This window comes from Rhodococcus sp. IEGM 1379 (genome assembly GCF_030056815.1).
Taxonomy (GTDB): Bacteria; Actinomycetota; Actinomycetes; order Mycobacteriales; family Mycobacteriaceae; genus Rhodococcus_F.
Map to the genome: position 1 here is coordinate 1 of NZ_JASHKR010000028.1, position 24,235 is coordinate 24,235.

Sequence of the window (24,235 nt, forward strand, 5' to 3'; positions counted from 1 at the left end):
ACAAACGGCACAACCCCAGACGCCACCCTGCAAACAACCGTCACCGTCGCAGCCGCAGCAGAGACTCCCGCCCAGATCATCACCAGAATATGCGGACACTACGTCGCCACCCCCACACCCGACAGCTTCACCGATTGTTCCGGCAAGGACTTGACTGGTGCGGACCTGACCAGCGCGAACCTGCACTACACGAACCTAACCGGCGCGAACCTGACCAACGCGAAACTGACCAACGCGACCCTGGACGAAGCGGAGCTGACGAACGCGAACCTGCACTACACGAACCTGACCGGCGCGAACCTGGGCGGCACGAATCTGACTGGCGCGAAGCTGACGAACGCGAATTTAACCAACACGAACCTGACCGGCGCGAACCTGACCAACGCGAAGCTGTACTACACGAACCTAACCGGCGCGAAGCTGACCAATGCGAACCTGAACCAAGCAGACCTGACCGGCGTGGACCTCACCGGCGCCAACCTGTCCCATTCATCTGTAATGCCGACCGACATTACTGTGGCCGCCGAATCCGCAGACGGCACTCCCGCTACCTGGACCACCCCCACCCCGCCTACCGGACTGCACTTCATCGACTGCGATCCTCCCTCCGGGACGATATTTCCCCACGGAATAAGCTATGTGACCTGCGACGTCTCCAGCATAAGAAACAGCATCTCAACGACAGGTTCAGGTACCTTCACCATCACCGTCACTGCCGCACCGATAGGCGCCGAACCGCCCACGACCGGATCCCTCGGCTCGCTGGGTAGCTCATTCTTCGGTTTCGGAAGCTGATATGAGTTGAGTTAGCCCTTCACAAACACCTCCGGAGATGACAGGAAGGGAATGTCGAAGTTCCCATTCCAGAAGACCGGCACGTTACTGCGCCGTTCCTCGCTGACACTGCCCCGGAGGTGTTTGTCGTGCCTGTGCATGCCGCCCCAGTCACACCGTCCACGATCGTCGTTGCCGTCGACGTCGGCAAGACCACAGCCGCAATCTCTGCCACCGATACCGCCAGGCACCGACTCTTCGGCCCCGTCGACATCACCATGACCCGATCCGACCTCACCGCACTCGTCATCCGACTCACCGACTGCTTTCCGCGATCAGCGCAGGTCAAGATCAGTATCGAAGCCGCCAGCCACTACCACCACCCGATGCTCGACTACCCGTCCTGGCCACCAGAATGGGAGGTCCTCGAACTGAATCCCGCCCGGGTCAGCGAACAACGCCGCATCCAAGGCCGACGTCGCATCAAGACCGACGCCATCGACCTCGAGGCGATCAGCCATGAGACGATCTACCGATCGATCTACACCACTCGGTGGGATGTCATTCCACAGAAGCTGTGCAAGCGCCTACGAACACGGAGACCGATTCGAAAGAACAAGCGGCACAGTGTTAAAGGGCAATGGAGGTCGCAGATCATCGATGCACGCCCGATCGAGGATCGACCCGCAAGTGCCGAGGATCGCAGCGTGACTGGCCACATGGAAGGAGATTTGGTGATCGGTTCGAAGAACAGCCAGGTTGCCACCTTGGTGGATCGCAAGGCTCGCTACTTGACGATCGTGCAGACACCCACCCGGCACACCACCTCGGTAGTACCCGCACTGGTGCGGGAATATGCACGGATGGATCCGGCACTATGTCGGAGTTTGACCTGGGATCGTGGGATGGAATTAGCCGATCACAAGCTACTCAGCGCAGCAACGGGCATCGAGATGTTCTTCGCAGCGCCGCGCAGTACCTATATCGCTGCTGGCCAAGAAACTTCCCCATCCGTCTCGTCCACACGGATCACTAACGGCATTGTCACATTAACGTGAATATTCGGTGGCACAGTGTGTTCGGATGCATGGTGACACAACAGCCTTGTCGCCACTACCTGTGGCGTGCCGTCGACCAGGACGGCACGGCCTTAGGACGTGCTGGTGTAAGTCCCTCCGAAACGCCAAGGCTGCCACACGGTTTTTTTCGGAAACTGCTCAAGGGACTGGAGTACGTGCCGCGAGTGATCGTGACAGACACACTCGGCAGCTACCAGGTCGCGCACCGTGAGCTGATGCCCTCGGTGGAGCATCGCCGTTCGCGGTATGTGAACGACCGCGCCGAAAACAGTCATCAGCCGACCCGGCAGCGGGAGCGGGTGATGCGGCGGTTCACATCGCCTGGCCACGCGCAGCGGTTCCTGTCCGCGTTCGGGGTGATCGGATCGCACTTGCCGTCCGAGACTGTATCTGCTGTCGGCCGGTGAGTACCGGCGGGTGATGGCCGATCAGTTCGCCGTCTGGTGTGAGGCTACCGGTAGCGCCGTCGCCGCCTGAAAAGGTAACGGCGACAAGGCTGTTGTGTCACCATGCATCCGAACACACTGTGCCACCGAATATTCACGTTAATGTGACAATGCCTCGTTCATACTCTCCACCCCACGCGCATGCGCCGAAAGCTCCGCCCGGGCCGACCGCATCGTGTGCCCCGGCCACGCGAACCGGGCTCCGACACCTCGAAATCCCCATCCGAGTTCGATACCGCGGCCCCGTTGGGCGTTGTCGGACTCCTCCCGATCCGCCCGTATGCGGAGCAAAGACTCTGATTTCGGGGTATTTCGCATCAGCACATTATCCCAGAACGGCCGCCGCGGCCTGCAGCCTACGAGCAGTACCACCGACGACCAACCGTTTCCCAGCTCACCGATACCCCCGTCTCTCACTGGAAAATATCTACATCGATCGGGGTAGATATTGCCACGTAGTTGTTGTATCTTTTCTCTCGTACTGAAAAGAACGAATCAAGAGGTGCGGGAGAGATGAACTACCCGCAAGCAGTACCGCAGGGCAGGGTCGCGCCGAGACCGAAAAGTTGATGTTGTGAGTGTGTGATCTCGGCAGCCCCTTTCAGAGCGGCTCCCGGACGTCACCACAAGTCCGGAAGCTCGAAAGAGTGCAGTTGTGTAAGGAAGTTCAACCCAGACCCCCGGCGGCCTCCACGGCGCCGGGGGTCCCGTCCGTTGACCGGCAGAAGACACCCCATTCGGGCAGAAACCCCGCCAACGCAATGAACGCACTGTCCGGAAAATTCGACGACGAAGACTACCCGGCATACAGCATGGGTCAGCCCACCGAATATCCCCGGCGTGCGGCAAGGATTCTCGGTGTCGGGCAAGCGGTCCTGCGCAGCCTCGACGCCGCGAAGCTCTCATCCGCAGCGATCCGGCAGCGGGTACCGGCACCCCCCTTCGCTGAATTCTCCCACTCGGGCGTTCCCTCTGGCCGCCGCAGCACCGCATTCGAAAGGTGAATCGAACTCTTGCGTGTGGCGCCTGAAGTTCCCTAAGGCCGGGGTAGCCACAGTAGTGATCGATGCAGTGTTCGTCCCCGGATCGTGTCAGATCACAGCCCCACGTCACAGCCCCACGAAAACTGTCACGGACTACGGTCGACACGTTTCCACTGGGCAGATACACCTCCGCCCTCACTGCATAATATCTACAGCCGCCGGGGTAGACATTCTCGGATCAGTGTTGTACCTTTTGTTTCGTAACAAGGAACAAGTCACAGGGTGCGGGAGAGATGAACTACCCGCAAGCAGTACCGCAGGACGGGGCCGTACCGAGACCGAAAAGTGTGTTGTTCAGTTAGGCAATCGGCTCGGAAGACCCTATTTGGAGACTCCTGGACGTCACCACGAGTCCGGAAGCCCGCAAGAATGCAGTTGTGTAAGTGAGTTCAACATCCGGCCCCCGGCGCAGCCCACCCCCCGTTGCGCCGGGGGCCTGCTCTTTTTCGTTTTTCACGCCTCGGGGGCCAGTCCGGTAACCGAAAGAGGACGCCCCATTCAGGCAGAAACGCCCGACAGCGCGATCAATGCCCTGTCCGGAAAATTTGACGACGAAGACTACCCGGCATACAGCATGGGCCAGGCCGCCGACATCCTCGGTGTCCGGCAAGCGTTCCTGCGCAGTCTCGACGCCGCGAAACTTCTCACCCCGCAACGCTCCGGCGGCGGGCATCGCCGCTACTCCCGCTACCAACTCCGTCTCGCTGCCCGCGCGCACGAGCTCGTCGCGGACGGTACGGCTCTGGAGTCGGCGTGCCGGATCATCATCCTCGAAGATCAACTCGCCGAAGCCCGACGCATCAACACCGAACTCCAGCAACGACATCCGCAGTCGGAGAACAAGCCCGGATCCGCACCCGAATAACCCGACACACAGCACTGCATCCGTCCGCCGTCCCTCGGAAAAAATTCTGGCACTCGGGGTTGCCGAGTGCCAGAATTTTTGTTTAACATGTTCTCGCACAGTATGTTCGGTCGCCCGCCGCGGTGGCGGGGACCTTTCTTTTTCACGACATGGGAGGTGTGTTGCTGTGCTTCGTTTCGACCCTTTCTCCGACATCGACTCCATCACCAAATCGTTGCTCGCCGCAGGTTCCGGCAGCAGCCGCAGTCCACGATTCATGCCGATGGACCTCTACAAAGTCGACGACCACTACGTTCTGCACGCTGATCTTCCCGGAGTCGACCCCGGATCCGTCGACGTGCACCTCGACGGATCCACGTTGACGTTGACCGCGCACCGCAGCGCCCCCTCCGAGGACGGTGTGCACTGGCTGGCAGGCGAACGATTCGCCGGCACCTACCGGCGACAACTCTCCATCAGCGACGACATCGACTCAGAACGTATCGCCGCCTCCTACGACAACGGTGTCCTGACGGTCAGCTTGCCGATCGCCGAAAAAGCGAAACCCCGCCGCATCGACATCTCCTCCGAGCCACCCTCCCCCGCCGGCACCGATCAGGCCACGCAGCCGGCATCGATCGAAGCCTGACAATCCCCTGCTCGTACGCATCACGGTGATGCCCGAGAACCTCTGTACAACGGTTCTCGGGTATCACCGCGTCTACCATCTTCTCCTCATCGCCGGGAGTAGTCAGCTTCAGCGCGCACAACAGATGGCACTGTCACGTTAAGCAATCAAGCGCTGATTGTGGTCGATCCGTGCTCGGAAACCTCCTGCTCGTGTGTGACTCATGAGGCTGGTGGGATTTTAGGAGGCGCCGAATCGATTAACGTGACAGTGCCGCATTACCTGTGGCGGGCGGTCGATCAGCACGGCAACGTGCTCGACGTACTGGTCCAGTCACGCCGAAACGGCAAGGCAGCCAAGAAGTTCTTCCGACGGCTACTTGAGGGTTTGGGGTATGTGCCGCGGGTGATCGTCACCGACAAGCTGGCGAGCTACCAGGTCGCCCACCGCGAGATGCTGGCCTCGGTCGAGCATCGCCAATCCAAGTACTTTCAGCAATCGAGCCGAGAACTCGCATCAACCCACCAGGCAGCGCGAACGGGCTATGAAACGGTTCACATCGCCTGGGCATGCGCAGCGGTTCCTGTCCGCGTTCAGTTCGAACTCACCGCACTTCCGGCCCAATCGGCACAAGCTCTCGGCGCCCCAATGGCGTACCGAGATGGCCGACCGCTTCGCGGTCTGGCAGGAAGTCACCGCGACTGCCGCCGCCTGAAAGTGAACGGCCCGGCGGTGTCCCGTAGTAGGATTCCACAAACTAGATGTGCCACTACACTTTTCGATTAACGTGACAGTGCCGTCACGCAGTGCGCAGCAGGGAGACGGTCAACGCGATCAGTTCGTCCTCGTAGGTGTCGAGGTCCCGCCAGACGCCGCCGACGAAGTCACGCTCCCACGCAGCCAGAGCGGATACAACGAATCTTGCTGCAAGTGCAACTCTCGCCGGCCGGTTCGAAGGAGCCAAGTGAGTCAGCTCAGCTGCAATCAAGTCATACAACTGCTGTAGCTGTTCAAGTCCCGGGATAGGTGGGTAGCTTGGATCATCCGGTATCAGTGTTTCCGGAGAACCGACGAAATCCATGCGGATACCCGCCAACCATTGTTCGTTGAAACGTGCCCAGTACGACGGGTCACCGGCAGCGACCTCCGCAACGAACGGGTGGATATACGCCCTCGTCAATGCTTCGAGGCGGGCGCCTCCTACGTCGGCTGCTCCAACGAGTTTCGCCTGGAGTTCCATTCCCGTCGACCGTTCAGCCCACACCGCGGCCAGAAGGCCGTTCCATGATCCGAAGTAGTACGCAATTGCGCCGTGGTTGCGCTGACCGGCAGCTCTCATGACCTCTCGCGCCGAAACACCGTGCAAACCGCGTTCCGCTACAAGACGTTCCGCGGCATCAATCAACGCTCGATGACCATTTGACGGTTTCATGCCCATCAGCCTACGAAACCCGCTATCGTCTCCAACTAAGTCAACTGACCTAGGGCAACTGACCTAAAGGAGATTTTGTGTGAGAGTTTCAAAGAAGGGTGTCGCTGCCGCCGCAGCAATGGCCTTGGTGTTGACAGGCTGCTCGAGCCAAGAAAATGCCGGCGACGGGCAGGCTCAGATCGATTTCGGGCAGCTATTGAGTCACCAAGCCTTATCTGGCAATGCCGTCCTGCCCAGCGCAAAACGGAGCGAGTTGATCACCTACCTGTCGCAAGGCCCGAAAGGCGAGAGTGTCGTCGTCTCGGGTTCGGTCTCCATCCCTTCGGGAACTGCGCCCGACGCCGGATGGCCTGTGATCAGTTGGGCACACGGGACAACCGGCGTGGCCGACGCGTGCGCCCCGTCGTCGGGAACCGTCGACGGCCCTGACGGCGAGTACCTGAAATACGTGGGACAGACACTCGACAGGTACCTCCAGGCAGGTTATGTCGTCGCCCAGACCGACTACGTCGGGTTGGGAACACCCGGTCTGCACCCTTATGTCAACGGTGATTCCGAAGCCAACGCAGTAGTGGACATTGTTCGAGCGAGCCGAGAGCTCGATTCGGACATCGGAAAGGCCTGGTATACAGCGGGACACAGTCAAGGTGGCCATGCCGCATTGTTCACTGCCGCACAAGGCAGTGCCCGCGCACCTGAACTGCAGTTGCGGGGAGCAGTAGCCATCGCGCCCGGAAACAACACCAGTCAAACACCGCAGTACTTCGCCGCCGGCGGACCTGAGGTGCGAGCCGCACTTGGCTACCTTCCGCTGATCTTGCTCGGCGCACAGGCCGCCGATCCCGCACTAGACGCCCAGGACTATGTCGCCGACGCTGCGAAACCCCTTGTCCAGAAAGCTTTTACAAGTTGCACCGGCACCATCGATGCCATCGCAGCCACAATCCCTACCGACCAGATTATGAAGTCCGACGCGAACATCGATGCCCTGGTCAGTTACCTCGAGACGCAAGAACCTGCACAGTTGCGCTTGACCGTCCCCACCCTCATTGTGCAAGGAACCGGCGATACCGCAGTGTCTGAAGTCGGTTCACGCGCACTGGCGGAAGCACTCTGCGCAGAGGGATCATCTGTCGGATACCGGACTTACGAGGGGCTTGAACACACTCCAGCAGTTCCAGCATCTTTCGAGGACACGATCGACTTCTTCCGTCAACTCGACGCCGGGGATAAATCACCCGACCTCTGCTGATCCCGCTCACGATCATCCGACCGCGAGCACACACAGTCCCCGCACGAACATTCGTGCACAACACAGGAGGAAAATCACGATGGGTTCTACTGCTTCAGATCTGCAGCTGATGGGAAACGCCGCCACGATAATCGGGGCGGCCGCGGGAATGCTCGGCGGACTCAGTGCCGCGATCGGACTCGTCACCTTCTTCGGAGCCGGCGGCACACTGAGCTGAACGTGCTGACAAGGCGCCGATAACGGCGTTCGGCCGGTCGATGTAGATATCGACCGGCCGAATCAGGACATCACTTGCTCCAGCCTTCCTTCGACTTCCGTGATTGCGGCACGCAAACGCCCCGATGGGGGCACTGTCACGCTGATTGAAAGAATCAGCGGCGTCGTTGGTTTGGAGTATGCGGCGATGTAATCCCGTTGGGGTTGTTCACGTTTCAGGAGGTAACACCGCTCGCGCTGTCGAGTCGGCTGATGCGAGTTCTCGGCTCGATTGCTGAAAATACTTCGAGCGGCGATGGTCGACCGAGGGCAGAAGCTCGCGGTGCGCCACCTGGTAGCTGCCGAGTTTGTCAGTGACAATCACCCGCGGCACATACTGCAAGCCCTTGAGCAGCTTACGGAAGAATCGCTTGGCGGCATTGCCATTTCGGCGCGACTGGACCAGCACATCGAGCACGTTGCCATGCTGATCGACCGCCCACCACAGATAATGCTGGGTGCCGTTGATTTTGATGAACACCTCGTCGAGGTGCCACCTGTCACCGGGCCGGGACCGCCGTCGACGCAACTGGTTTGCGTAGGCCTGCCCGAACGTGGCGCACCACCGCCGGATCGGTTCGTAGCTGACCACGACACCGCGTTCGAGCATAAGTTCCTCGACGCCGCGGAAGCTGAGCGGGAACCGGAAGTACAACCACACGCAGTGGTTGATGATCTCGACCGGGTAGCGGTGGCCTTTGTACGACGGCATCGAGGTTGTCACGCCACATTCTCCCAGTTTGCCGCGTTCAACAACGTGACAGTGCCCGCAGGACAGTTCTGGACGCTCTCGAACGGCTCTTCGGACAGCAAGCCCGAACTCCCCGGACCTGGTTGGAGAAGAACTGGACCGAGGACTCCTGGGCGCGCGGCGGTTACAGCGCGCCCCCTGCGCCCGGAACACTCGTCTCCATCGTCAGCGCGCACGCACAACCCACTGACGGAATCCACTGGGCAGGAACGGAAACCGCCCGCCAATGGCAGGGTTTCTGCGAAGGAGCTATCGAGTCGGGAGAGCGTGCGGCAACCGAAATCACTGACGACCACTTCCCGACTGCGACCCCAACTCCCCAGGAAGAACCGCTCGCATGAGCTGAACACCCACGCCGCCATGGGCGGTGAACTGCTCTCGACAGTGAGGCGACATTGACACATTAAGGGATTAACCTTAATCTCTGGGTATGACCCAGACCACGTCTCGACAGGCGATGATCGAGGCGGCCGAACAGATCATCGCCGAACAGGGATTGCACGCACTGACACTGACGGGCGTCCAGCTCGCGGCGAACCAATCCAACAAGTCGGCAGCGAAGTACCATTTCGGCTCCCACGACGGTCTCATCGAGGCGCTGGTCGAGGCCCGCATGTCCCCCGTCGATACCCGCCGACAGGAAATGCTCAACGAGATAGCGCGCCTGGGCGCCCCGCCGACCATCCGACAAGCCGTCGAGGCCCTCGTCCGGCCGCTGGCAGCGGAAACCCTCGGCCGACCCGGCAGCCGGTATGGGCGCTTCCTCGTCCAAGCCCTGTTCAATCCTGCTCTCGCCGACCTGATCCGGAAGCACATGAGAGCGGAAAGCTACAACCACGTGCGGGACCTGCTGATCGAACTCTGTCCCGCACCGAACCCGATCGCGATCTGGCGTACCGACAGCATCGTCATGCACAACATGACGATGCTCGCCGCGCAGGAAGCGGCGGACCGAACCCCCGCAGAGAGCACGGCGATCGTCTCCGATCTCGTCGATACCTGCGTAGCCATGCTCGAGGCACCGATCTCGATGACTACCACCGAATCCTTAGGAGCTACCTCATGACGTATGCACTTCCGGCGACTGCCGCACCCACGCCGACTGATCCGCTCGCTTACTTCGGGCCGATCATCGCCCCGAGAACCGCAGAGAATGTGGAAGTCCTTCCCTACGAACTATTCTCGCTGGAACCACAGACGCCGACCATCGGGGCTGAAATCTCCGGAATACGATTGGGCGGCGATCTGTCGGACGAGGTAATGGCGGAACTGCGCCGCGCACTGCTCGAATGGAAGGTCCTCTTCTTCCGGGACCAGGAGATCACGCGCGCGGATCATCGCGCGTTCGCCGAAGCCTGGGGAGACCTCGAGCAGCACCCGTTCTACCAGTACACCCAGCCTGGCCAAAGCGACGTCGACGTCGCCACACTCGCCAAGGACGCGGCCGCCGTCGGCGCCGAGAACATCTGGCACAACGACGTCACGTGGCACGAATTCCCTTCGTTCGCAGCGGTTCTGCGTGCCATCGAGATCCCCACCGTCGGCGGCGACACACTCTGGGCCGACACAGGCGCGGCGTACGACCTACTTCCCGACGACATCAAGGACCGGATCAACCACCTCGAAGCCGAACACGACTGGATCACCTCGTTCGGGTCCGGGATGCCACAGGAAGCGATCAAGAAGCTCCGACCGAACTTCCCACCGGTACACCATCCTGTCGTGCGAGTGATCCCGGAAACCGGTCGACGCGTCCTTTTTGTCAATGTTGCTTTTACGCAACGAATTCTGGGCGTATCGGAAGAAGAGTCGAACGAGTTGCTGCGCCTTCTGTATCGCCACCTGATGCGCCCCGAACTCCAGGTTCGTTTGCGCTGGAAGCCGAACACCATCGCTTTCTGGGACAACCGGACATGCCAGCACTACGCGTCGAGCGACTACTATCCGGCACGCCGTGTGATGGAGCGGATTTCGATCGTCGGCGACAAGCCCACAGGTCTCTCCCGATAACCTGGAGCAACAAGGAACTGCGACTTCGCACAATGTCGCGGCGAACCGAGGGCGAATCGTCGCCGTCCTCGGTTGCGCCATCGTGCTCTCGAATTGGCACTGTCACGTTGATTGAAAGAATCAGCAGCGTCGTTGGTTTGGAGTATGCGGTGATGTAATCCCGTTGGGGTTGTTCACGTTTCAGGCGGTAACACCGCTCGCGGTGACTTCCTGCCAGACCGCGAATCGGTCGGCCATCTCAGTGCGCCACTCGGGTGCGGTCAGTCGGTGTCGGCGGGGCCGGAAATGCGGTGAAATACCCGAGAAAGCGGAGAGGAAGCGTTGCGCGTGTGCGACCGATCTGAAGCGTTTCATGGCCCGCTCCCGCTGCCGAGTCGGCTGATGGGAATTCTCAGCCCAGTTGTTGAGGTACTTGGATCGGCGATGCTCGACCGAGGCCAGCATCGCGCGGTGGGCGACCTGGTAGCTCGCCAGCTTGTCGGTGACGATCACCCGTGGCAAATACCCCAAACCCTTGAGCAGCTTACGGAAGAATCGCTTGGCGGCGTTGCCATTTCGCCGGGACTGGACCAGCACATCGAGCACGTTGCCATGCTGATCGACCGCCCACCACAGATAATGCTGGGTGCCGTTGATTTTGATGAACACCTCGTCGAGGTGCCACCTGTCACCGGGCCGGGACCGCCGTCGACGCAACTGGTTTGCGTAGGCCTGCCCGAACGTGGCGCACCACCGCCGGATCGGTTCGTAGCTGACCACGACACCGCGTTCGAGCATAAGTTCCTCGACGCCGCGGAAGCTGAGCGGGAACCGGAAGTACAACCACACGCAGTGGTTGATGATCTCGACCGGGTAGCGGTGGCCTTTGTACGACGGCAAGCGGTGCTCACCCCACCGATTCTCCCAGTTCGCCGAGTTCAACAACGTGACAGTGCCTGCGCAATAACGCTGACCTGCGCACTTTCACCCAATATGACCTGAATGCGATCGCGGCCCGACTCAACGATCGACCTCGGCGGGTGCTCGACTGGGACAGTCCGCGCCAGCGAGAAGAGCAGGTGTCCACCAAGCTGCGCAACGGCACAAATAACGGTTGTCAGCGGCGGTTGGCATGATGATGGTCATGGCTGCTACAGGACTTCCCGAACTCGATGTCGCTCGGATCGTGAAGTATTGCGCCAGCAGGGTTCCCGATCGTCTGCGTCATGAGATTCGGGTCGAATGCGACATCGCGCCGCGTCATGTGACGATCTGCGAATGTCGGCCGCCATGGCGTGAGGACCTCGGCCCGGAGTGGACGCGATTTCCGATTGCCCGGCTGCATTTCACGAAGAAAACGGGGTTGTGGGCGTTGTATTGGCGGGATCGGGACCTCAAGTTTCATCGCTACCAGTTTTTGGATCCGAGTCCGCATGTTCAGGACTTGCTCGATCACATCGAAAGCGGTGGGGATCCGATCTTCTGGGGTTGATCCGTTATCGTCGGTGATGCGTTGACCTATTGAGACCAAGATCGGAATTCGACGCTTCTACGAAGGATGCGTATCCGCAATTCGTTCCGAGGTCGAGGTGTCGAGAACTCGTGTCGACAATCTATGTCGAATAACCTGTCGTCTTTATCTTTTCGACAGGCGTGGTGTAGGTCAGGCTGCCCAGCAGACGATGGCGATCGCGGAGGCGATGCAGCCGAGGACTGTGGGTCGCAGCGATAAATGACCGCATTCGCGCAGATCTCTTCGTCACCCCCCACTGCACCTATACCGATATACGGCGGAGCCGTCGCAATGAGGCCGATGACTACGGCTGGGGTCGCGGGTGAGTCGAGCTATCGCTTTTGAGACGGTCCTCGATCGATGATGATTCCTTCGCGGCGAAATCTGAATTGGCTCAATCTTTTTTTCTTTCGAGTGTCGATTTCAGATCGCACCGTTCGACCTTGGGGTGAGAAGGTCGAACGGCGACCTTCCACCACACACGATGAACGGATGACCCTGTGTCGAAGTACATGCTGATTTGGCGAGCGACCGACGAGTCGCTGGCCGCGATGATGAACACCGACTTCTCCGAGATGCTGGAGTCGATGGGCCGCTTCAACGACGAACTGATCCGGGCGGGCGTGCTGGTGGCCGCGGAAGGGCTCGACGACCCGAATGAGGGCGTCGTGGTCGACTTCACCGGCGAGACGCCGGTGGTGACGAACGGGCCCTACGGTGAGACGAAGGAGCTGTTCAACGGCTTTTACATCCTCGATGTCGCCTCCATCCAGGAGGCTGTGGAGTGGGTGAAGCGAGCGCCGATGGCGGCCGGCAGCAAGGCGGAGATCCGTCGGGTTCCGTCGATCGACGAGTTCCCGCAGGACAACGAGTGGGTGCAGAAGGAGCGTGCCTGGCGTGAGCAGACCGGGCAGCTCTGACGCCAGAGCCGCGGTGGAAGCGGTGTGGCGGATGGAGTCCGCTCGCATCGTCGGAGCGCTCGCGCGGTACACCGGGGACTTCGCGCTGGCTGAAGACCTTGCCCAGGAGGCGATCGCGGAAGCGCTCGTCTCCTGGGCGGTCGCCGGGGTACCGGCCGAGCCGACCGGGTGGCTGCTCACGACCGGGCGGCGCCGGGCCATCGACGCGTTCCGCCGCCGTGGCGCGCGGGATGAGCGGTATGCACTGCTCGCGCGGGACCTCGACGAGGCGACGCCGAGCCCAGATGCGCTGTTCGATGCGGATGCCATCGACGACGACGTGCTTGCGCTGATGTTCGTGTCGTGCCATCCGCTCCTGTCGAAGGAGGCGCAGATCGCGCTCACCCTTCGACTTGTCGGGGGCCTGACGACGGCGGAGATCGCGAACGCCTTCCTCGTGCCCGTGGCCACGATCCAGGCCCGAATCACCCGCGCGAAGAAGACCCTGGCCGCCGCCCGGGTGCCGTTCGCCGTGCCCGAGCCGGACGAGCGTCCCGTTCGGCTCGGCTCGGTGCTGCAGGTGGTGTACCTGATCTTCACCGAAGGATCGTCTGCGACCTCAGGCGAGGACTGGATGCGCACCGACGTGGCCGACGAGGCGCGCCGGCTGGCCCGCAGCCTGGTCGCGCTGAGCCCTCAGCCCGAAGTGTTCGGCCTGCTCGCCCTGCTCGAGCTGACCGCGGCTCGGTTCCCCGCGCGGCTGGACGCCGACGGGCGCGCCATCCTCCTCGATGATCAGGACCGGCAGCTCTGGGATCGCAGTGCGATCCGCCGGGGGCGAGCTGCGCTCGCTCAGGCATCCTCCCCTCGGGGACTCGGCTACTACGGGTTGCAGGCTTCGATCGCCGAATGCCACGCGGTCGCCTCGTCTGTCGCCGAGACCGACTGGCCGCGCATCGTCCTGCTCTACGAAGCGCTCGGGCGGTTGGCGCCGTCCCCGGTCATTGAGTTGAACCGGGCCGTTGCGGTCGCCATGGCGACCGGGCCCAAGGCAGCGCTCCAACTCATCGACGCTATCTCTGCACGTGGTGAACTCGCCGGCACCCACCTCCTCCGCACCGTTCGAGGCGAGCTGCTCACCCGACTCGGCCGCACCACCGAGGCTCGCGCCGAGTGGATGCGCGCGGCCGAGCTGTGCAGCAACGCGGCCGAACGAGCCGTGATCGAACAGAAACTCGGCGCCCTGCCCGCGTCGAACCGATTGGAGTTCCGTGAAACCGAACGTCAGTGTCCGGGCTGCGAGAGCGGAGGATTGGGCGGCGATGTGGCCGATCATCCGGAATGCGGCAACCGAACAGACAACATTCGCGATGGACGCCGAGCCGAGTGAGGACGGGATGCACTCCGAGTGGATAGTTCAGCCACCGGGACGACTCGTCGCCGCTCTCGGAAGGAGCTGTAGAGCCGGCGGCGGATCTACCCCGACCGACAATCTTCACAGACAGGTCGAACAGCTCCGTCCACCCGGATTCCAGGCCGTATGAATGTCCGACATGGAATCCACTGTCGGGCAGGGGCCGTCGCAGGACCATCGACCCCTTGTGGCGGCAGATCGTTCCGGTGGCTGCAGCCGCGCTCGCATACACCGTGCAGTAGTTCTCCGATTGGCGGCGGTACCGGGAGCAATCGCAGCGTTGATTCCGCGGTGGGGGGCAAGGTGGCCGAAGATCGGCGCAATACTGGCCGGACCTCCGCCTCCGTGGAGAACGAGGGCCGCTGGGCCGTCGCAGGCTTCGCCCATATGCAAGGGCACATCCGGATAGGGTTGGTAAGTAACGTGATTCATGAGTCGGACTCCTAGTGCTCCTGCGCGAATAGGAGACGACGACATCACGCGCGCGGCGCCATCCGTGACCGCGGATTGTCGGGGGGGTCGTCGCAAGGATTCAGCTCCGGAGGGACAGCAACGCCGAAGACCAACCCTCCACCTTGTCGAACAGTTGTCGCAGAGTCTGCACATGCCGCCCCACCGCCAGAACCCCGTCGCCGGCGAAGTCCTCGAACAACGACAGCTCGACCTGCGGCATGACGTCGGCCATCCCGAGCACCCAACTGAGTACCCGCAACTGATCCAGCGACCGTGCTCCCCCGGCAACGCCGTACGCGACCAACCGATCGCCCCGCTCCGCGTGCAAGTGATCGAACGCATTCTTGAGAACGCCCGGAATCCCGTGGTTGCACTCCGGTGTGATCACCACGAACCCGTCGAACTCGCCGATCAGCGCAGCTTAATCGAGGGTTCTCGGATCGCTGTAGCGCCCTGCCATCGGCGGAACCGGCTCCTCCAGATGCGGAAGTTTGTGTTCGGCGAGGTCGATCAGCACATAGTCCGCCTCGCGGCCGGCGGCGTGTTCGAGTACCCAGTCCGCGACCACGACACCTTTCCGTCCGGTACGCGTCAATCCGAGTAAAACCCCGATTTCGAGTGTCTTCACAACGATTTCCTGTCAGTCCGAAAGTGGTCAACAGGATTCAAACATTTCACGAACATGTTCGCCGCGAACATGTTCGTGATAGTGTTGGTTCGACCCCGAAGAACGCCAACGCGCCGCAGCTCCCACATACCTGGAGGAACAAAAATGACTGTTCATCACCCCATCGCCATCATCGGAGGCGGCCTCGGCGGCCTCACCACCGCCCGCATCCTGCACGTCCACGGATACGACACCGCCGTGTTCGAACTCGAGGTCGATCGGGATGCTCGCGTTCAGGGCGGCATGCTCGACATCCATGAACACAACGGCCAGAAAGCCATTCACGCCGCCGGACTGCATGAACAGTTCCTCGAGCTCGTTCACCACGGCGGCGAGGCAATGCGCATCCTCGACCGCGACGGTGTGGTGCATCGCGACGAGTCCGACAAAGGCACCTCCGGGCGCCCGGAGGTCGACCGCGGCCAACTGCGAGATCTGCTCATCGACTCACTCCCCGACGGCACGATCCGCTGGGGCCACAAAGTCGTCACAGTCCGCCCCGTCGAGACCGGCGCCGGCCGATACGAGGTCGAATTCGCCAACGGAGTCACCATCACCACTGATCTCCTGATCGGCGCCGACGGCGCCTGGTCGAAAGTTCGCCCGATCGTCTCCGACGAGCGCCCCATCTACAGCGGAATCTCGTTCATCGAGGTAGATCTCCACGATGCCGACAACAAGCACCCTGCTGAGGCGGCGATCATGGGCACCGGGATGCTCTTCGCCCTCGGCGGCGACACTGGCATCTTCGGTCACCGCGAAGGCGACGGCAGCCTGCACGTCTACCTTGGTCACCGCGCCGACGAACACTGGGTTGACACCATCGACTTTCACGACACCCCAACATCGAAGGCCGCCATCCTCGAACTCCTCGACGGCTGGGACAACTCCCTCCGAGGATTCATCGAGAACGCAGACACATCCCTCACCCCGCGCCGAATTCACGCCCTGCCCGTCGGCCACTCGTGGGAACGGATTCCTGGAGTCACGCTGGTGGGCGATGCCGCGCACGTGATGTCGCCATTCGCGGGTGAGGGCGCGAATCTGGCCATGTACGACGGCGCCCGGCTCGCCGAAGCCATCGCCGCACATCGCGGTAATACCGAAGCCGCGCTGGCGGCATACGAAACTGAACTGTTCCCTCGAAGCGCCGACGCGGCCCGCGAGTCCGCCGAGTCCCTCGAAGTCATCTTCGCCCTCGACGCCCCCAAGGGACTCGTCGAAATGTTCGAGGCCTTCGACAACATACCGGCACAGTAAGCCTCAGAGCCACCGATCCCGAGCACGACCGGCTGAACCCACCCATGCCTCTACTCTCCGGAATTACAGTCCGCAGAGCAGAGGCATAGAGTGACCAAACATCTTGATTCTCAACATTTTTCGCGATATTTGGCACCCATGACTCCGCCGCGAGTTCAGACGTTGCCGCATAGCCCAGCCGACCACTTTTCGTTCGTCACGAACATGTTCGTGATATTCTTAGGGATGCCCCAACCACCCGCCAGGCCGCTCAGTCGCCGCGAACGACCAGCCAAACCGGCCCTGACCCGCGCCGGCATCATCGCCGCCGGATTAGCCATTCTCGAATCCGAGGGAATCGACAAGGTCACCATGCGCCGGATCGCCGCCGCACTGGATACGGGGGCGGCCTCGTTGTACGTCTACGTTCAGAACACCGCGGATCTGCACGCGCAACTTCTCGACGAACTACTTGCCGATGTTCGACCGCCAGCAGAAGGTGACTGGCGGACCCGACTCATGAAACTCCTCGACAGTTTCTCCGACGTTCTCTTCGCCCACCCGGAGATCGCCCGAATCTCGATGTCGACCCAGACGTCCGGACCCAACTATCTCCGGCTCGTCGACGCGATCCTCGGCCTACTCCGCGAGGGCGGAGTATCCGACAAGCAGGCAGCCTGGGGTGTGGATTGCCTACTCGCCTACCCGACCTTCATTGCAGCAGAACAAGGCTCACGGACGAAGGCACAACGAGCCACCAAACCGGATCTCGCTGATCTGGCTACCAGTATTTCATCCGCCGACCCGGACGTTCTCCCGAACGTCGCTGCTGTCGGCCTCGACATCGTCAGCGGATCTCCCGAGGAGCGCCGGCGTTGGGGTATTGCCGCACTGATCACAGGGATCGAACAAACACCTCGTAGCTGAGGAAGTATCGCCGTCAGCTTTTGTCGCGGAAACGTAAGTGCCGCCACATATCCGACGAAACGTATCTACGAGTCCCATGCCTCATCTCGACGTTCTAACACTGCGGGTCGCACCGTGTAGACACGCCACGCCCAGCTGCGACCACGATCGGCGGCATCTTCCTTCGTACACGCCCGCAGCGCGGGTGCTCGATCACCGATATCGTCCGGACAGTGCTGCGAAGGGCACTGTCACGCTACGCAATCAAGCGCTCAGTGTGGTCGATCCGTGCTCGGAAACCTCCTGTTCACGTGTGACTCATGAGGCTGGTGGGATTTTAGGAAGGCGCCGAATCGATTAACGTGACAGTGCCATCGAGCACCTGGAGTCGCTCCTCTTCACTCAACAGGATCGACAACGGTGAGTGGTTCCGTATCTCGCAGGCGTGCTCGTCGTCGGATTCGACAACGGCGTGGACGGCCTCGATGTCGTTGTCGTCAACGATGCGCTCCCATTGATCGAGGCAGCGACGCAACGATTTTCCGGTGACACGACTGCGGATACTCTGCACTTTTTCTCGCACACGAGCGGCGTTCACCGAATGTTGTTCACGCTCGATTTTTCGAGAACAGCGGCCTGCAGAAGTCTGCCGGACGAGTCGGTTGCCCGGAGGGTTCGGATATCTGTGATCCAGATGCATCAGATGGCGAGAGGCAGAATCACACCCTCGCCACCGCCGGAGCGAGTCACTGCACACGACCGAGTTCCGCATCGATGAGCACGACGGCCGCCACCTTCGCATGGAGCGCAACAGAGGGATCGCGCGTAATGGCCGCGGTGCTCTGCGCACCTTCCGCGAGGATCGAGAGCTGCGCAGCCAGTGAATCAGGAGCGCCCAGCTCGCGGACGAGACCGGCCATGAAGCACTGGAACGACTCTTTGTGCTCGCGCACGAGCTGCGCGACCTCGGGGTGCGTTCCACCGAGTTCCCCGAAGGCGTTGATGAAGGCGCAGCCACGGAAAGACCCAGTGCAGAACCAGCCTTCCAGGTAATCGTAGACGGCAAGGAGTTGCTCGCGAGGACTCCCGCCCGTCGCGGCGAGATGCGCAGTGAGCCCCGATTCCCATTCCTCGTGCTTCCGATTGAGCACGGCCACAATGATGTCGCCCTTCGAGGGGAACAGGGCGTAGAGGCGACGCAGCGACACACCGGCGGCCGCGCGTAGTTCGTCCATGCCGACGGCCGCGTAGCCCTTGGCGTAATAGAGGTCCTCAGCGGCAGCAAGTATGCGTTCGTGCGCGTCGTTCGTCGTCATCCTTCGAGTCTAGTTGACTTGAGAACGTTCGTTCTCTACTGTTGGCGTCGCGGCGCGAGAACGTTCGTTCTCACCGGACCAGGAAAGGGACCCATCATGGCTTTCATCACCGTAGGCAACGAGAACAGCACCTCGATCGAGCTCTACTACGAAGACCAAGGGGCCGGACAGCCGGTCGTCCTCATCCACGGCTACCCCCTCGACGGACACAGCTGGGAACGCCAGACACGCGCGCTGCTCGATGCCGGATACCGCGTCATCACCTACGACCGCCGCGGTTTCGGACAGTCGAGCAAGGCGGGTGCCGGCTACGACTACGACACGTTCGCCGCCGACCTCCACACGGTCCTGGAGACACTCGACCTCCAGGACGTAATCCTGGTCGGGTTCTCGATGGGCACCGGCGAGCTCGCACGCTACGTCTCAACCTTCGGCCACACCCGCGTCGCGAAACTCGCCTTCCTTGCCTCGCTCGAACCGTTTCTCGTCGCCCGTGAAGACAACCCCGACGGAGTTCCGCAGGAGGTCTTCGACGGCATCGCCACCCAGGCCAAGGCCGATCGCTTCGCTTGGTTCACGAATTTCTTCTCCGACTTCTACAACCTCGACGACACCCTCGGTTCCCGAATCAGCCAGGAGGCCGTCACTGCGAGCTGGAACACCGCGACTTCCAGCGCACCAGTTGCCGCCTACGCGGTGGTCCCAGCCTGGATCGAGGACTTCCGCGGCGACGTCGAAGCAGTCCGCGCCAGCGGCAAGCCGGCCCTCATCCTGCACGGCACTGCCGATAACATCCTCCCGATCGACGCCACCGCCCGCCGCTTCCACCAGTCGCTGCCCGAGGCGGACTACGTCGAACTGGAGGGAGCACCTCACGGACTCCTCTGGACCCATGCCGACGAGGTGAACACGGCACTGCTGGCTTTCGTCAGCAAGTAGAGCCGAGCAGTATTCGTGCCCCGGCGGGCTATCGCTCCGCCAGGGCACGAATGTATGAAGCGCCGCGAATGCCGGTGTCCTTCAAGGGTGCCCGGCGGCAACCGAACCGTCCCCCGGGCGGTTGTCGTGTGGTGGCAGAGTACGTCTCGCAGTCTCAACCCCCTCGAGATGACGCCTCCGCGTTTACAGGTGTTCGGTGGTGCGCAGGGAAGCAATCGAGCGTATCGCATGGGGAGGGCTGAGCCGCATGACCACTGCACACAAGGTCACCACACACACTGCGGCACGCGGTGTCGAAGAGTCCATCCAGTTCGCGACCGCAGGTGTTCGCCTCGCCGGCGGCACGGTCACCGAAGCTGACAAAGCCGCAACCCGTCGGGTGCTCACCGGGGTGAGCACGGCGGAACAAGAGTTGACGGCGTTCCGCCAGGAACTCGAACTCTAACGTCTATTGCCTGCGAAAACTTCACAGTTCCGTTCCTGGGATGATTACTTCATCCCAGGAACAACTGTTTTACGGAACAATCTGGTCAGTGCTGCGCAGCCGTACGGGACCACGGACGCGGAGAAGTTGCGGCGCTTCGAGGAACGCGCGGCACCTATCCGGATAAGTGAACTCAACCAGCGGCCGATCCTGGGAAAAGTCCGATTACGACCACCTCAAAGCCGTCCACAAGGCTCTGTTCGCCGATGTATACGAGTGGGCTGGCCAGGAACGCACAGGACCGTTGAGTCAGATGAGCAAAAGCGGTCCTGACGTGGTGAACTTCGCACCGGGTGACCCGAATGCTCCGATGGTCAACTACGGCTACTACCCCGCCCCCGCAATCGCTGACGCCGCGAACCTGTAATTGCGGCGGCTCGCCAAACAGCCACGAGAACAGATCGCCTCGAGACTGTGCTGGGCAAGGTGCTCACCGAGATCGAGCAGCCGGCGATATCCCTCTCGACTCCGAAGCTCACCGCGATCGAACGTCTGGCACTCAGACGCGCACATACACCCTCCGAGGACGAATTCCAGATATAAAGCCCTCAGTCCACTCCCCAAGCAAAAGCAGCAACGACACCGGCGCCCAACCCGAGAATGCAATCTTTGGAATCGAGCCGCTTCTGGCCCCGGACAAGCGCGGACGCGCTACCGACGGCAATGACGATGAGAACCCAGATGACGATCTTGGTTATTGGCATCATGCCGCGCAGGGAACATTAATCTCCCGGGGACCCGCAAGGGGATGTGGATGCGACCGCCGCCGATCATGGATGGCACGGTTCGGCTACCGCGGTTTTCCCGCAGTACCCAGGTACTGCTGACCAAGGTACAGACGGGACCGTAGTCCGCTGTGCATGTGGTGAAACCTGCCTAGCCTTTTCGGTATGCGAAAGGCAGGATCATGATCACAGCAGAGGCGCTCACGAAGCGCTACGGCAACAAGGTCGCCGTCGACTCGATCGACTTCACGGTTAGACCAGGTCAGGTGACAGGATTCCTCGGCCCGAATGGGGCGGGTAAGTCCACGACGATGAGGATGATCGTCGGTCTCGACCGGCCGACCGATGGCAGGGTCGAAGTGAACGGACGTCCTTACCATGAACACTGTGCGCCGCTGAGAGAGGTCGGCGTGCTGCTCGATGCGAAGGCCGCTCATCGGGGACGCACGGCCTACAAGCACCTGCTCTCGATCGCGGCAACGCATGGTATCGGTGCTTCCCGAGTTCGCGAGGTCATCGGCCTGGCGGGCCTCGACTCCGTCGCCGGAAAACGCATCGGGGGGTTCTCACTCGGGATGGGTCAACGACTGGGTATCGCCACTGCCCTGATCGGCGATCCAGCAACGATCATTCTCGACGAACCGGTAAATGGTCTTGATCCCGAGGGAGTTCGATGGGTGAGGACGCTCATGCGAAGCCTGGCCGCAGAGGGGCGCACCGTGCTGCTGTCCTCGCACCTCATGAGCGAGATGGCACTGACCGCAGACCGGCTCATCGTGATCGGACGTGGCAGGATCCTGGCCGACGACCCCATCGACGATGTCATCTCGGGGGCTACCCGTTCGGTGACCCGCGTCCGCACACGGGAGCCAGAACGCCTGATGGCAACGATCGCGGGACCTGGCATCGTCGTCTCGATACTGTCCGATGGTGCCATCGAGATTTCGGGTCTGACCGCTGAACAGGTTGCAATGGCTGCGTCCAAAGCCGGCATCGTCCTGCATGAGGTCGCATCGCTGAAAGGTTCCCTCGAAGATGCCTATCTTGCACTCACCGCCGGAGAAGTCGAATACCGCTCATCAATCGCAATGCGGACAGGAGCGGACGGATGAACGCGTTCAAGAGACAGCGCACTACCTCTGTAAAGGGTCACGATCGCCTGAGCTTCACCCACGTCGTACGTTCGGAGCTCATCAAATTCACGAGTCTTCGTTCGACAGTCTGCCTCTTGATCGCGATCGTCGTGTTCGGACTCGGCGTGAGTGTCGCGTTAGGTTTAACCGTGCAAGATGCCGGATTGCCTGATGGGCCCTCGATAGGTTTCATGCTCGACCAGGTCACGATCGGAACGATCCTGTTCGGGCAACTCATTGCCGGAGTTCTCGGAGTGCTCGCGATCAGCGGCGAATATTCGAGCGGAACAATTCAATCGACGCTGATCGCCGTCCCGTCGCGGGTGACCGTGCTTGTTGCGAAAGCAGTCGTGCTCTTCCTCACCGTGACGGCAACCGCCCTCATCGCGATGTTCGGTTCCTGGGCAATAACACACCCGATGTTTGCAGCCTTCGACGTCGAGATCGGACTGGAAGCTCCCGGCGTGGTGTTCGCCCTCATCGGCGGAGCCGTGTACGTCGGTCTTTCGGCTGCCCTCGGTTTGGGTATCGGGACTTTGGTGCGTTCTGTCGCGGCCGGGGTCGCAACTGTTATCTCAGCGATTCTTCTGCTTCCGATCGTCCTGTCCGTGCTCCCAGCGTCATCACTGGTCAGAAACCTTCACCTCCTCACAATGTCGAAGGCCGGCGACGCCATGGCCGGCGTCGCTAATGCCGACGGAGTGTTCGTAGATCTCGCAAACGGATATGTCAGCGCGGCTGCCGGTTGGACCGTCGCAACTCTCTGGGCCGGTGTCTTCCTCATACTCGGAGCCGTCCTGATTCGTCGGAGGGACGCCTAATTCTCTCGCAAGCCGATCCCAGCCCCCACCACCCTCGCCGCCGACGCCTCTGGCTCATGGATGCCCTGATCCCGGCGATGTACGGAATATTCGCCGTTCTCCTGGCGGTGCTCTCGATCGAACCTCCGTACGTCACCCCGCTGTGGGCGATGGTCGCGCTGGGTCTCTGTGGCCTCGCAGTCCTGGCCTGGCGGCGTCGGTATCCGCTGCTGGCCTTTGTAGGCGCGATGGTGCTGTCTGTGCTTTCTTTGGCTGTCGGTTCGGGAGCCGAGACGATACTTGCCGTGTTCGCGGTATACACCGCCGGCGTTCGCCGCAGTGCATTGGGCGCCGGGCTCTATTTCGGTGTTGCGATGGTGTTCGGGGCACTTGGCGCGTTCGCGCTCTGTATTCGGGGAAGAATCGGCCCCCCAATCTTGGGCGTAGCGCCGCCGCCGCTTCCCCGAGATACCTTGTTGGACTGGGCCAACTTCTATTTTGTCATCGCCGTCGCCCTCCTGATCGCGACATTGTTCGGAATGAACGTGGGGCACCGCCGGCGTCATATCGGTGAGCTGGTCGACCGGGCCGAGCGGCTCGCACGCGAACGCGACCAGCAGGCGGAGATCGCGAAGGGCCTCGAACGTGAGCGCATAGCGCGAGAAATGCACGATGTAATCGCACACAGCCTCTCAGTCATCATCGCGATCTCCGATGGCGCGCACGCTGCGATCGGAGAACGACCAGAAGAGGCAAAGAAGGCGATCGCCCGCGTGGCCGAGACCGGTCGCAGCACGCTCGGAGAAGTGCGCCGCCTGCTCGGGGCGGTGCGCGGAGAGAACGGGAGTGCAGCCGCACAGTATGCGCCGCAACCTGATGCGTCGCAGCTGATATCGCTCGTGGCCGAGTGCGTAGCAGCAGGCCTCCCGGTGCACCTTGTGGTGACGGGGACCCCGTCCGTAGACCCGGGTCTCGGCCTCACTGTCTATCGAATCGTGCAGGAATCGCTGACGAACGTGCTGCGCCACGCTCGGCGGGTGAGATCGACAACGGTCACGGTAGCGTGGATGACGGACGAAGTGACTATCCTCGTTCGAGATGTGGGATCGACTGTGTCCTCGACCTCGAGTGGGGGGCGGGGCATTCCCGGGATGAGGGAGCGGGTGGCGCTCTACGCCGGCATCATCGAGGCCGGACCTCAAGAAGACGGCGGATGGCGTGTCTTCGCACGACTGCGACGGGGAGAGCGTTAGA

25 protein-coding genes and 5 pseudogenes are annotated in these 24,235 nt (G+C 61.6%); 23 read left to right on the forward strand and 7 right to left on the reverse strand.

Translation table 11 applies throughout. From position 1 onward, the window contains the following. The 7 genes and pseudogenes from QM600_RS16440 to QM600_RS16470 form a co-directional block, all read left to right on the forward strand. Window positions 1-795 (forward strand): pentapeptide repeat-containing protein (locus tag QM600_RS16440; protein ID WP_283262569.1); only part of this gene is annotated, 795 nt, incomplete at its 5' end. 128 nt (window positions 796-923) lie between these two features. Beyond that, window positions 924-1,757, forward strand: a pseudogene (locus QM600_RS16445) (IS30 family transposase); the annotation flags it as partial. Window positions 1,758-1,885: 128 nt separating this feature from the next. After that, a pseudogene (locus QM600_RS16450) lies at window positions 1,886-2,330 on the forward strand (DDE-type integrase/transposase/recombinase); the annotation flags it as partial. Window positions 2,331-3,060: 730 nt separating this feature from the next. Continuing rightward, window positions 3,061-3,303 (forward strand): hypothetical protein, encoded by a 243-nt coding sequence (locus QM600_RS29910; RefSeq protein WP_502943004.1) that lies wholly within the window; start codon window positions 3,061-3,063, stop codon window positions 3,301-3,303. Between the two features lie 613 nt (window positions 3,304-3,916). Next, window positions 3,917-4,207 (forward strand): MerR family transcriptional regulator, encoded by a 291-nt coding sequence (locus tag QM600_RS16460; RefSeq protein WP_283262572.1) that lies wholly within the window; start codon window positions 3,917-3,919, stop codon window positions 4,205-4,207. 166 nt (window positions 4,208-4,373) lie between these two features. Beyond that, a complete protein-coding gene (locus tag QM600_RS16465) occupies window positions 4,374-4,835 on the forward strand; it encodes an Hsp20/alpha crystallin family protein (RefSeq protein WP_283262573.1) in 462 nt (153 codons plus the stop codon). A 255-nt stretch (window positions 4,836-5,090) separates the two neighbouring features. Further along, window positions 5,091-5,529: pseudogene (locus tag QM600_RS16470) on the forward strand (IS6 family transposase); the annotation flags it as partial. Window positions 5,530-5,613: 84 nt separating this feature from the next. Here QM600_RS16470 and QM600_RS16475 read toward each other — a convergent pair. Beyond that, entirely contained in the window at window positions 5,614-6,246 is a 633-nt protein-coding gene (locus QM600_RS16475; RefSeq protein WP_283262574.1) for a TetR family transcriptional regulator, read from the reverse strand. 79 nt (window positions 6,247-6,325) lie between these two features. On the opposite strand from QM600_RS16475, the gene QM600_RS16480 reads away from it, so the two are divergent. After that, window positions 6,326-7,498 (forward strand): lipase family protein, encoded by a 1,173-nt coding sequence (locus QM600_RS16480; RefSeq protein WP_283262575.1) that lies wholly within the window; start codon window positions 6,326-6,328, stop codon window positions 7,496-7,498. Between the two features lie 79 nt (window positions 7,499-7,577). Beyond that, window positions 7,578-7,715, forward strand: a complete 138-nt coding sequence (locus tag QM600_RS16485) for a hypothetical protein (RefSeq protein ID WP_283262576.1) — start codon at window positions 7,578-7,580, stop codon at window positions 7,713-7,715. A 227-nt stretch (window positions 7,716-7,942) separates the two neighbouring features. Here QM600_RS16485 and QM600_RS16490 read toward each other — a convergent pair. Beyond that, window positions 7,943-8,477 (reverse strand): annotated as a pseudogene (locus QM600_RS16490) (IS6 family transposase); the annotation flags it as partial. Here QM600_RS16490 and QM600_RS16495 point away from each other — a divergent pair. The 3 genes from QM600_RS16495 to QM600_RS16505 all read left to right on the forward strand — a co-directional run bounded on the left by QM600_RS16495 (window position 8,471) and on the right by QM600_RS16505 (window position 10,514). Next, window positions 8,471-8,845 carry an FAD-dependent oxidoreductase gene (locus QM600_RS16495; protein ID WP_283262577.1) on the forward strand — a complete coding sequence of 125 codons (375 nt, stop codon included), beginning with the start codon at window positions 8,471-8,473 and terminating at the stop codon, window positions 8,843-8,845. The pseudogene QM600_RS16490 and the gene QM600_RS16495 sit on opposite strands and share 7 nt — an antisense overlap. Before the next feature lie 89 nt (window positions 8,846-8,934). Further along, window positions 8,935-9,570 (forward strand): TetR/AcrR family transcriptional regulator, encoded by a 636-nt coding sequence (locus tag QM600_RS16500; RefSeq protein WP_283262578.1) that lies wholly within the window; start codon window positions 8,935-8,937, stop codon window positions 9,568-9,570. Beyond that, complete coding sequence (locus QM600_RS16505; RefSeq protein ID WP_283262579.1) at window positions 9,567-10,514, forward strand: TauD/TfdA dioxygenase family protein; 948 nt, start codon at window positions 9,567-9,569, stop codon at window positions 10,512-10,514. Before QM600_RS16500 ends, QM600_RS16505 begins: the two co-directional genes overlap by 4 nt. A gap of 180 nt (window positions 10,515-10,694) precedes the next feature. On the opposite strand, the gene QM600_RS16510 is transcribed toward QM600_RS16505, so the two are convergent. Next, the gene (locus QM600_RS16510; protein WP_283262629.1) at window positions 10,695-11,393 is read right to left on the reverse strand and encodes an IS6 family transposase; all 699 of its coding nucleotides are present in this window, start codon (window positions 11,391-11,393) and stop codon (window positions 10,695-10,697) included. A 244-nt stretch (window positions 11,394-11,637) separates the two neighbouring features. Here QM600_RS16510 and QM600_RS16515 point away from each other — a divergent pair, with 244 nt between their 5' ends. From QM600_RS16515 to QM600_RS16525, 3 genes are all read left to right on the forward strand, one after another. Then, complete coding sequence (locus QM600_RS16515; RefSeq protein ID WP_283262580.1) at window positions 11,638-11,985, forward strand: DUF3024 domain-containing protein; 348 nt, start codon at window positions 11,638-11,640, stop codon at window positions 11,983-11,985. A 533-nt stretch (window positions 11,986-12,518) separates the two neighbouring features. Further along, complete coding sequence (locus QM600_RS16520) at window positions 12,519-12,926, forward strand: YciI family protein (RefSeq protein ID WP_283262630.1); 408 nt, start codon at window positions 12,519-12,521, stop codon at window positions 12,924-12,926. A 31-nt stretch (window positions 12,927-12,957) separates the two neighbouring features. Continuing rightward, window positions 12,958-14,295, forward strand: coding sequence for an RNA polymerase sigma factor (locus tag QM600_RS16525; protein WP_283262631.1), 1,338 nt, complete (start codon window positions 12,958-12,960; stop codon window positions 14,293-14,295). Window positions 14,296-14,851: 556 nt separating this feature from the next. Here the strand turns inward: QM600_RS16525 and QM600_RS29915 are convergent. Further along, window positions 14,852-15,400: pseudogene (locus QM600_RS29915) on the reverse strand (NADPH-dependent FMN reductase). Window positions 15,401-15,544: 144 nt separating this feature from the next. Between QM600_RS29915 and QM600_RS16540 the strand changes: the two are divergent. Beyond that, entirely contained in the window at window positions 15,545-16,699 is a 1,155-nt protein-coding gene (locus QM600_RS16540; protein ID WP_283262582.1) for an FAD-dependent oxidoreductase, read from the forward strand. A gap of 225 nt (window positions 16,700-16,924) precedes the next feature. Continuing rightward, window positions 16,925-17,605, forward strand: coding sequence for a TetR/AcrR family transcriptional regulator (locus QM600_RS16545; protein ID WP_283262583.1), 681 nt, complete (start codon window positions 16,925-16,927; stop codon window positions 17,603-17,605). Between the two features lie 316 nt (window positions 17,606-17,921). Here the strand turns inward: QM600_RS16545 and QM600_RS16550 are convergent, their stop codons facing one another. After that, the gene (locus QM600_RS16550) at window positions 17,922-18,182 is read right to left on the reverse strand and encodes a hypothetical protein (protein ID WP_283262584.1); all 261 of its coding nucleotides are present in this window, start codon (window positions 18,180-18,182) and stop codon (window positions 17,922-17,924) included. A gap of 148 nt (window positions 18,183-18,330) precedes the next feature. Further along, on the reverse strand, window positions 18,331-18,900 hold the full coding sequence (locus tag QM600_RS16555) for a TetR/AcrR family transcriptional regulator (RefSeq protein WP_283262585.1): 570 nt from the start codon (window positions 18,898-18,900) through the stop codon (window positions 18,331-18,333). A gap of 96 nt (window positions 18,901-18,996) precedes the next feature. Between QM600_RS16555 and QM600_RS16560 the strand changes: the two genes are divergently transcribed. From QM600_RS16560 to QM600_RS16570, 3 genes are all read left to right on the forward strand, one after another. Further along, window positions 18,997-19,839: an alpha/beta fold hydrolase gene (locus QM600_RS16560; protein WP_283262586.1), complete on the forward strand. Its 843-nt coding sequence runs from the start codon at window positions 18,997-18,999 to the stop codon at window positions 19,837-19,839. Between the two features lie 247 nt (window positions 19,840-20,086). Next, window positions 20,087-20,284, forward strand: a complete 198-nt coding sequence (locus QM600_RS16565) for a hypothetical protein (RefSeq protein ID WP_283262587.1) — start codon at window positions 20,087-20,089, stop codon at window positions 20,282-20,284. 166 nt (window positions 20,285-20,450) lie between these two features. Further along, complete coding sequence (locus QM600_RS16570) at window positions 20,451-20,690, forward strand: hypothetical protein (protein ID WP_283262588.1); 240 nt, start codon at window positions 20,451-20,453, stop codon at window positions 20,688-20,690. 181 nt (window positions 20,691-20,871) lie between these two features. Here QM600_RS16570 and QM600_RS16575 read toward each other — a convergent pair whose 3' ends face one another. After that, window positions 20,872-21,030, reverse strand: coding sequence for a hypothetical protein (locus QM600_RS16575; protein WP_283262589.1), 159 nt, complete (start codon window positions 21,028-21,030; stop codon window positions 20,872-20,874). Window positions 21,031-21,230: 200 nt separating this feature from the next. Here QM600_RS16575 and QM600_RS16580 point away from each other — a divergent pair, with 200 nt between their 5' ends. The 3 genes from QM600_RS16580 to QM600_RS16590 are packed head-to-tail and all read left to right on the forward strand — an operon-like array spanning window position 21,231 to window position 24,234. Next, window positions 21,231-22,160 (forward strand): ABC transporter ATP-binding protein, encoded by a 930-nt coding sequence (locus tag QM600_RS16580; RefSeq protein ID WP_283262590.1) that lies wholly within the window; start codon window positions 21,231-21,233, stop codon window positions 22,158-22,160. Continuing rightward, complete coding sequence (locus QM600_RS16585; RefSeq protein ID WP_283262591.1) at window positions 22,157-23,002, forward strand: ABC transporter permease; 846 nt, start codon at window positions 22,157-22,159, stop codon at window positions 23,000-23,002. Before QM600_RS16580 ends, QM600_RS16585 begins: the two co-directional genes overlap by 4 nt. 56 nt (window positions 23,003-23,058) lie before the next feature. Continuing rightward, the gene (locus tag QM600_RS16590) at window positions 23,059-24,234 is read left to right on the forward strand and encodes a sensor histidine kinase (RefSeq protein WP_283262592.1); all 1,176 of its coding nucleotides are present in this window, start codon (window positions 23,059-23,061) and stop codon (window positions 24,232-24,234) included. Window position 24,235 lies beyond the last annotated feature (1 nt).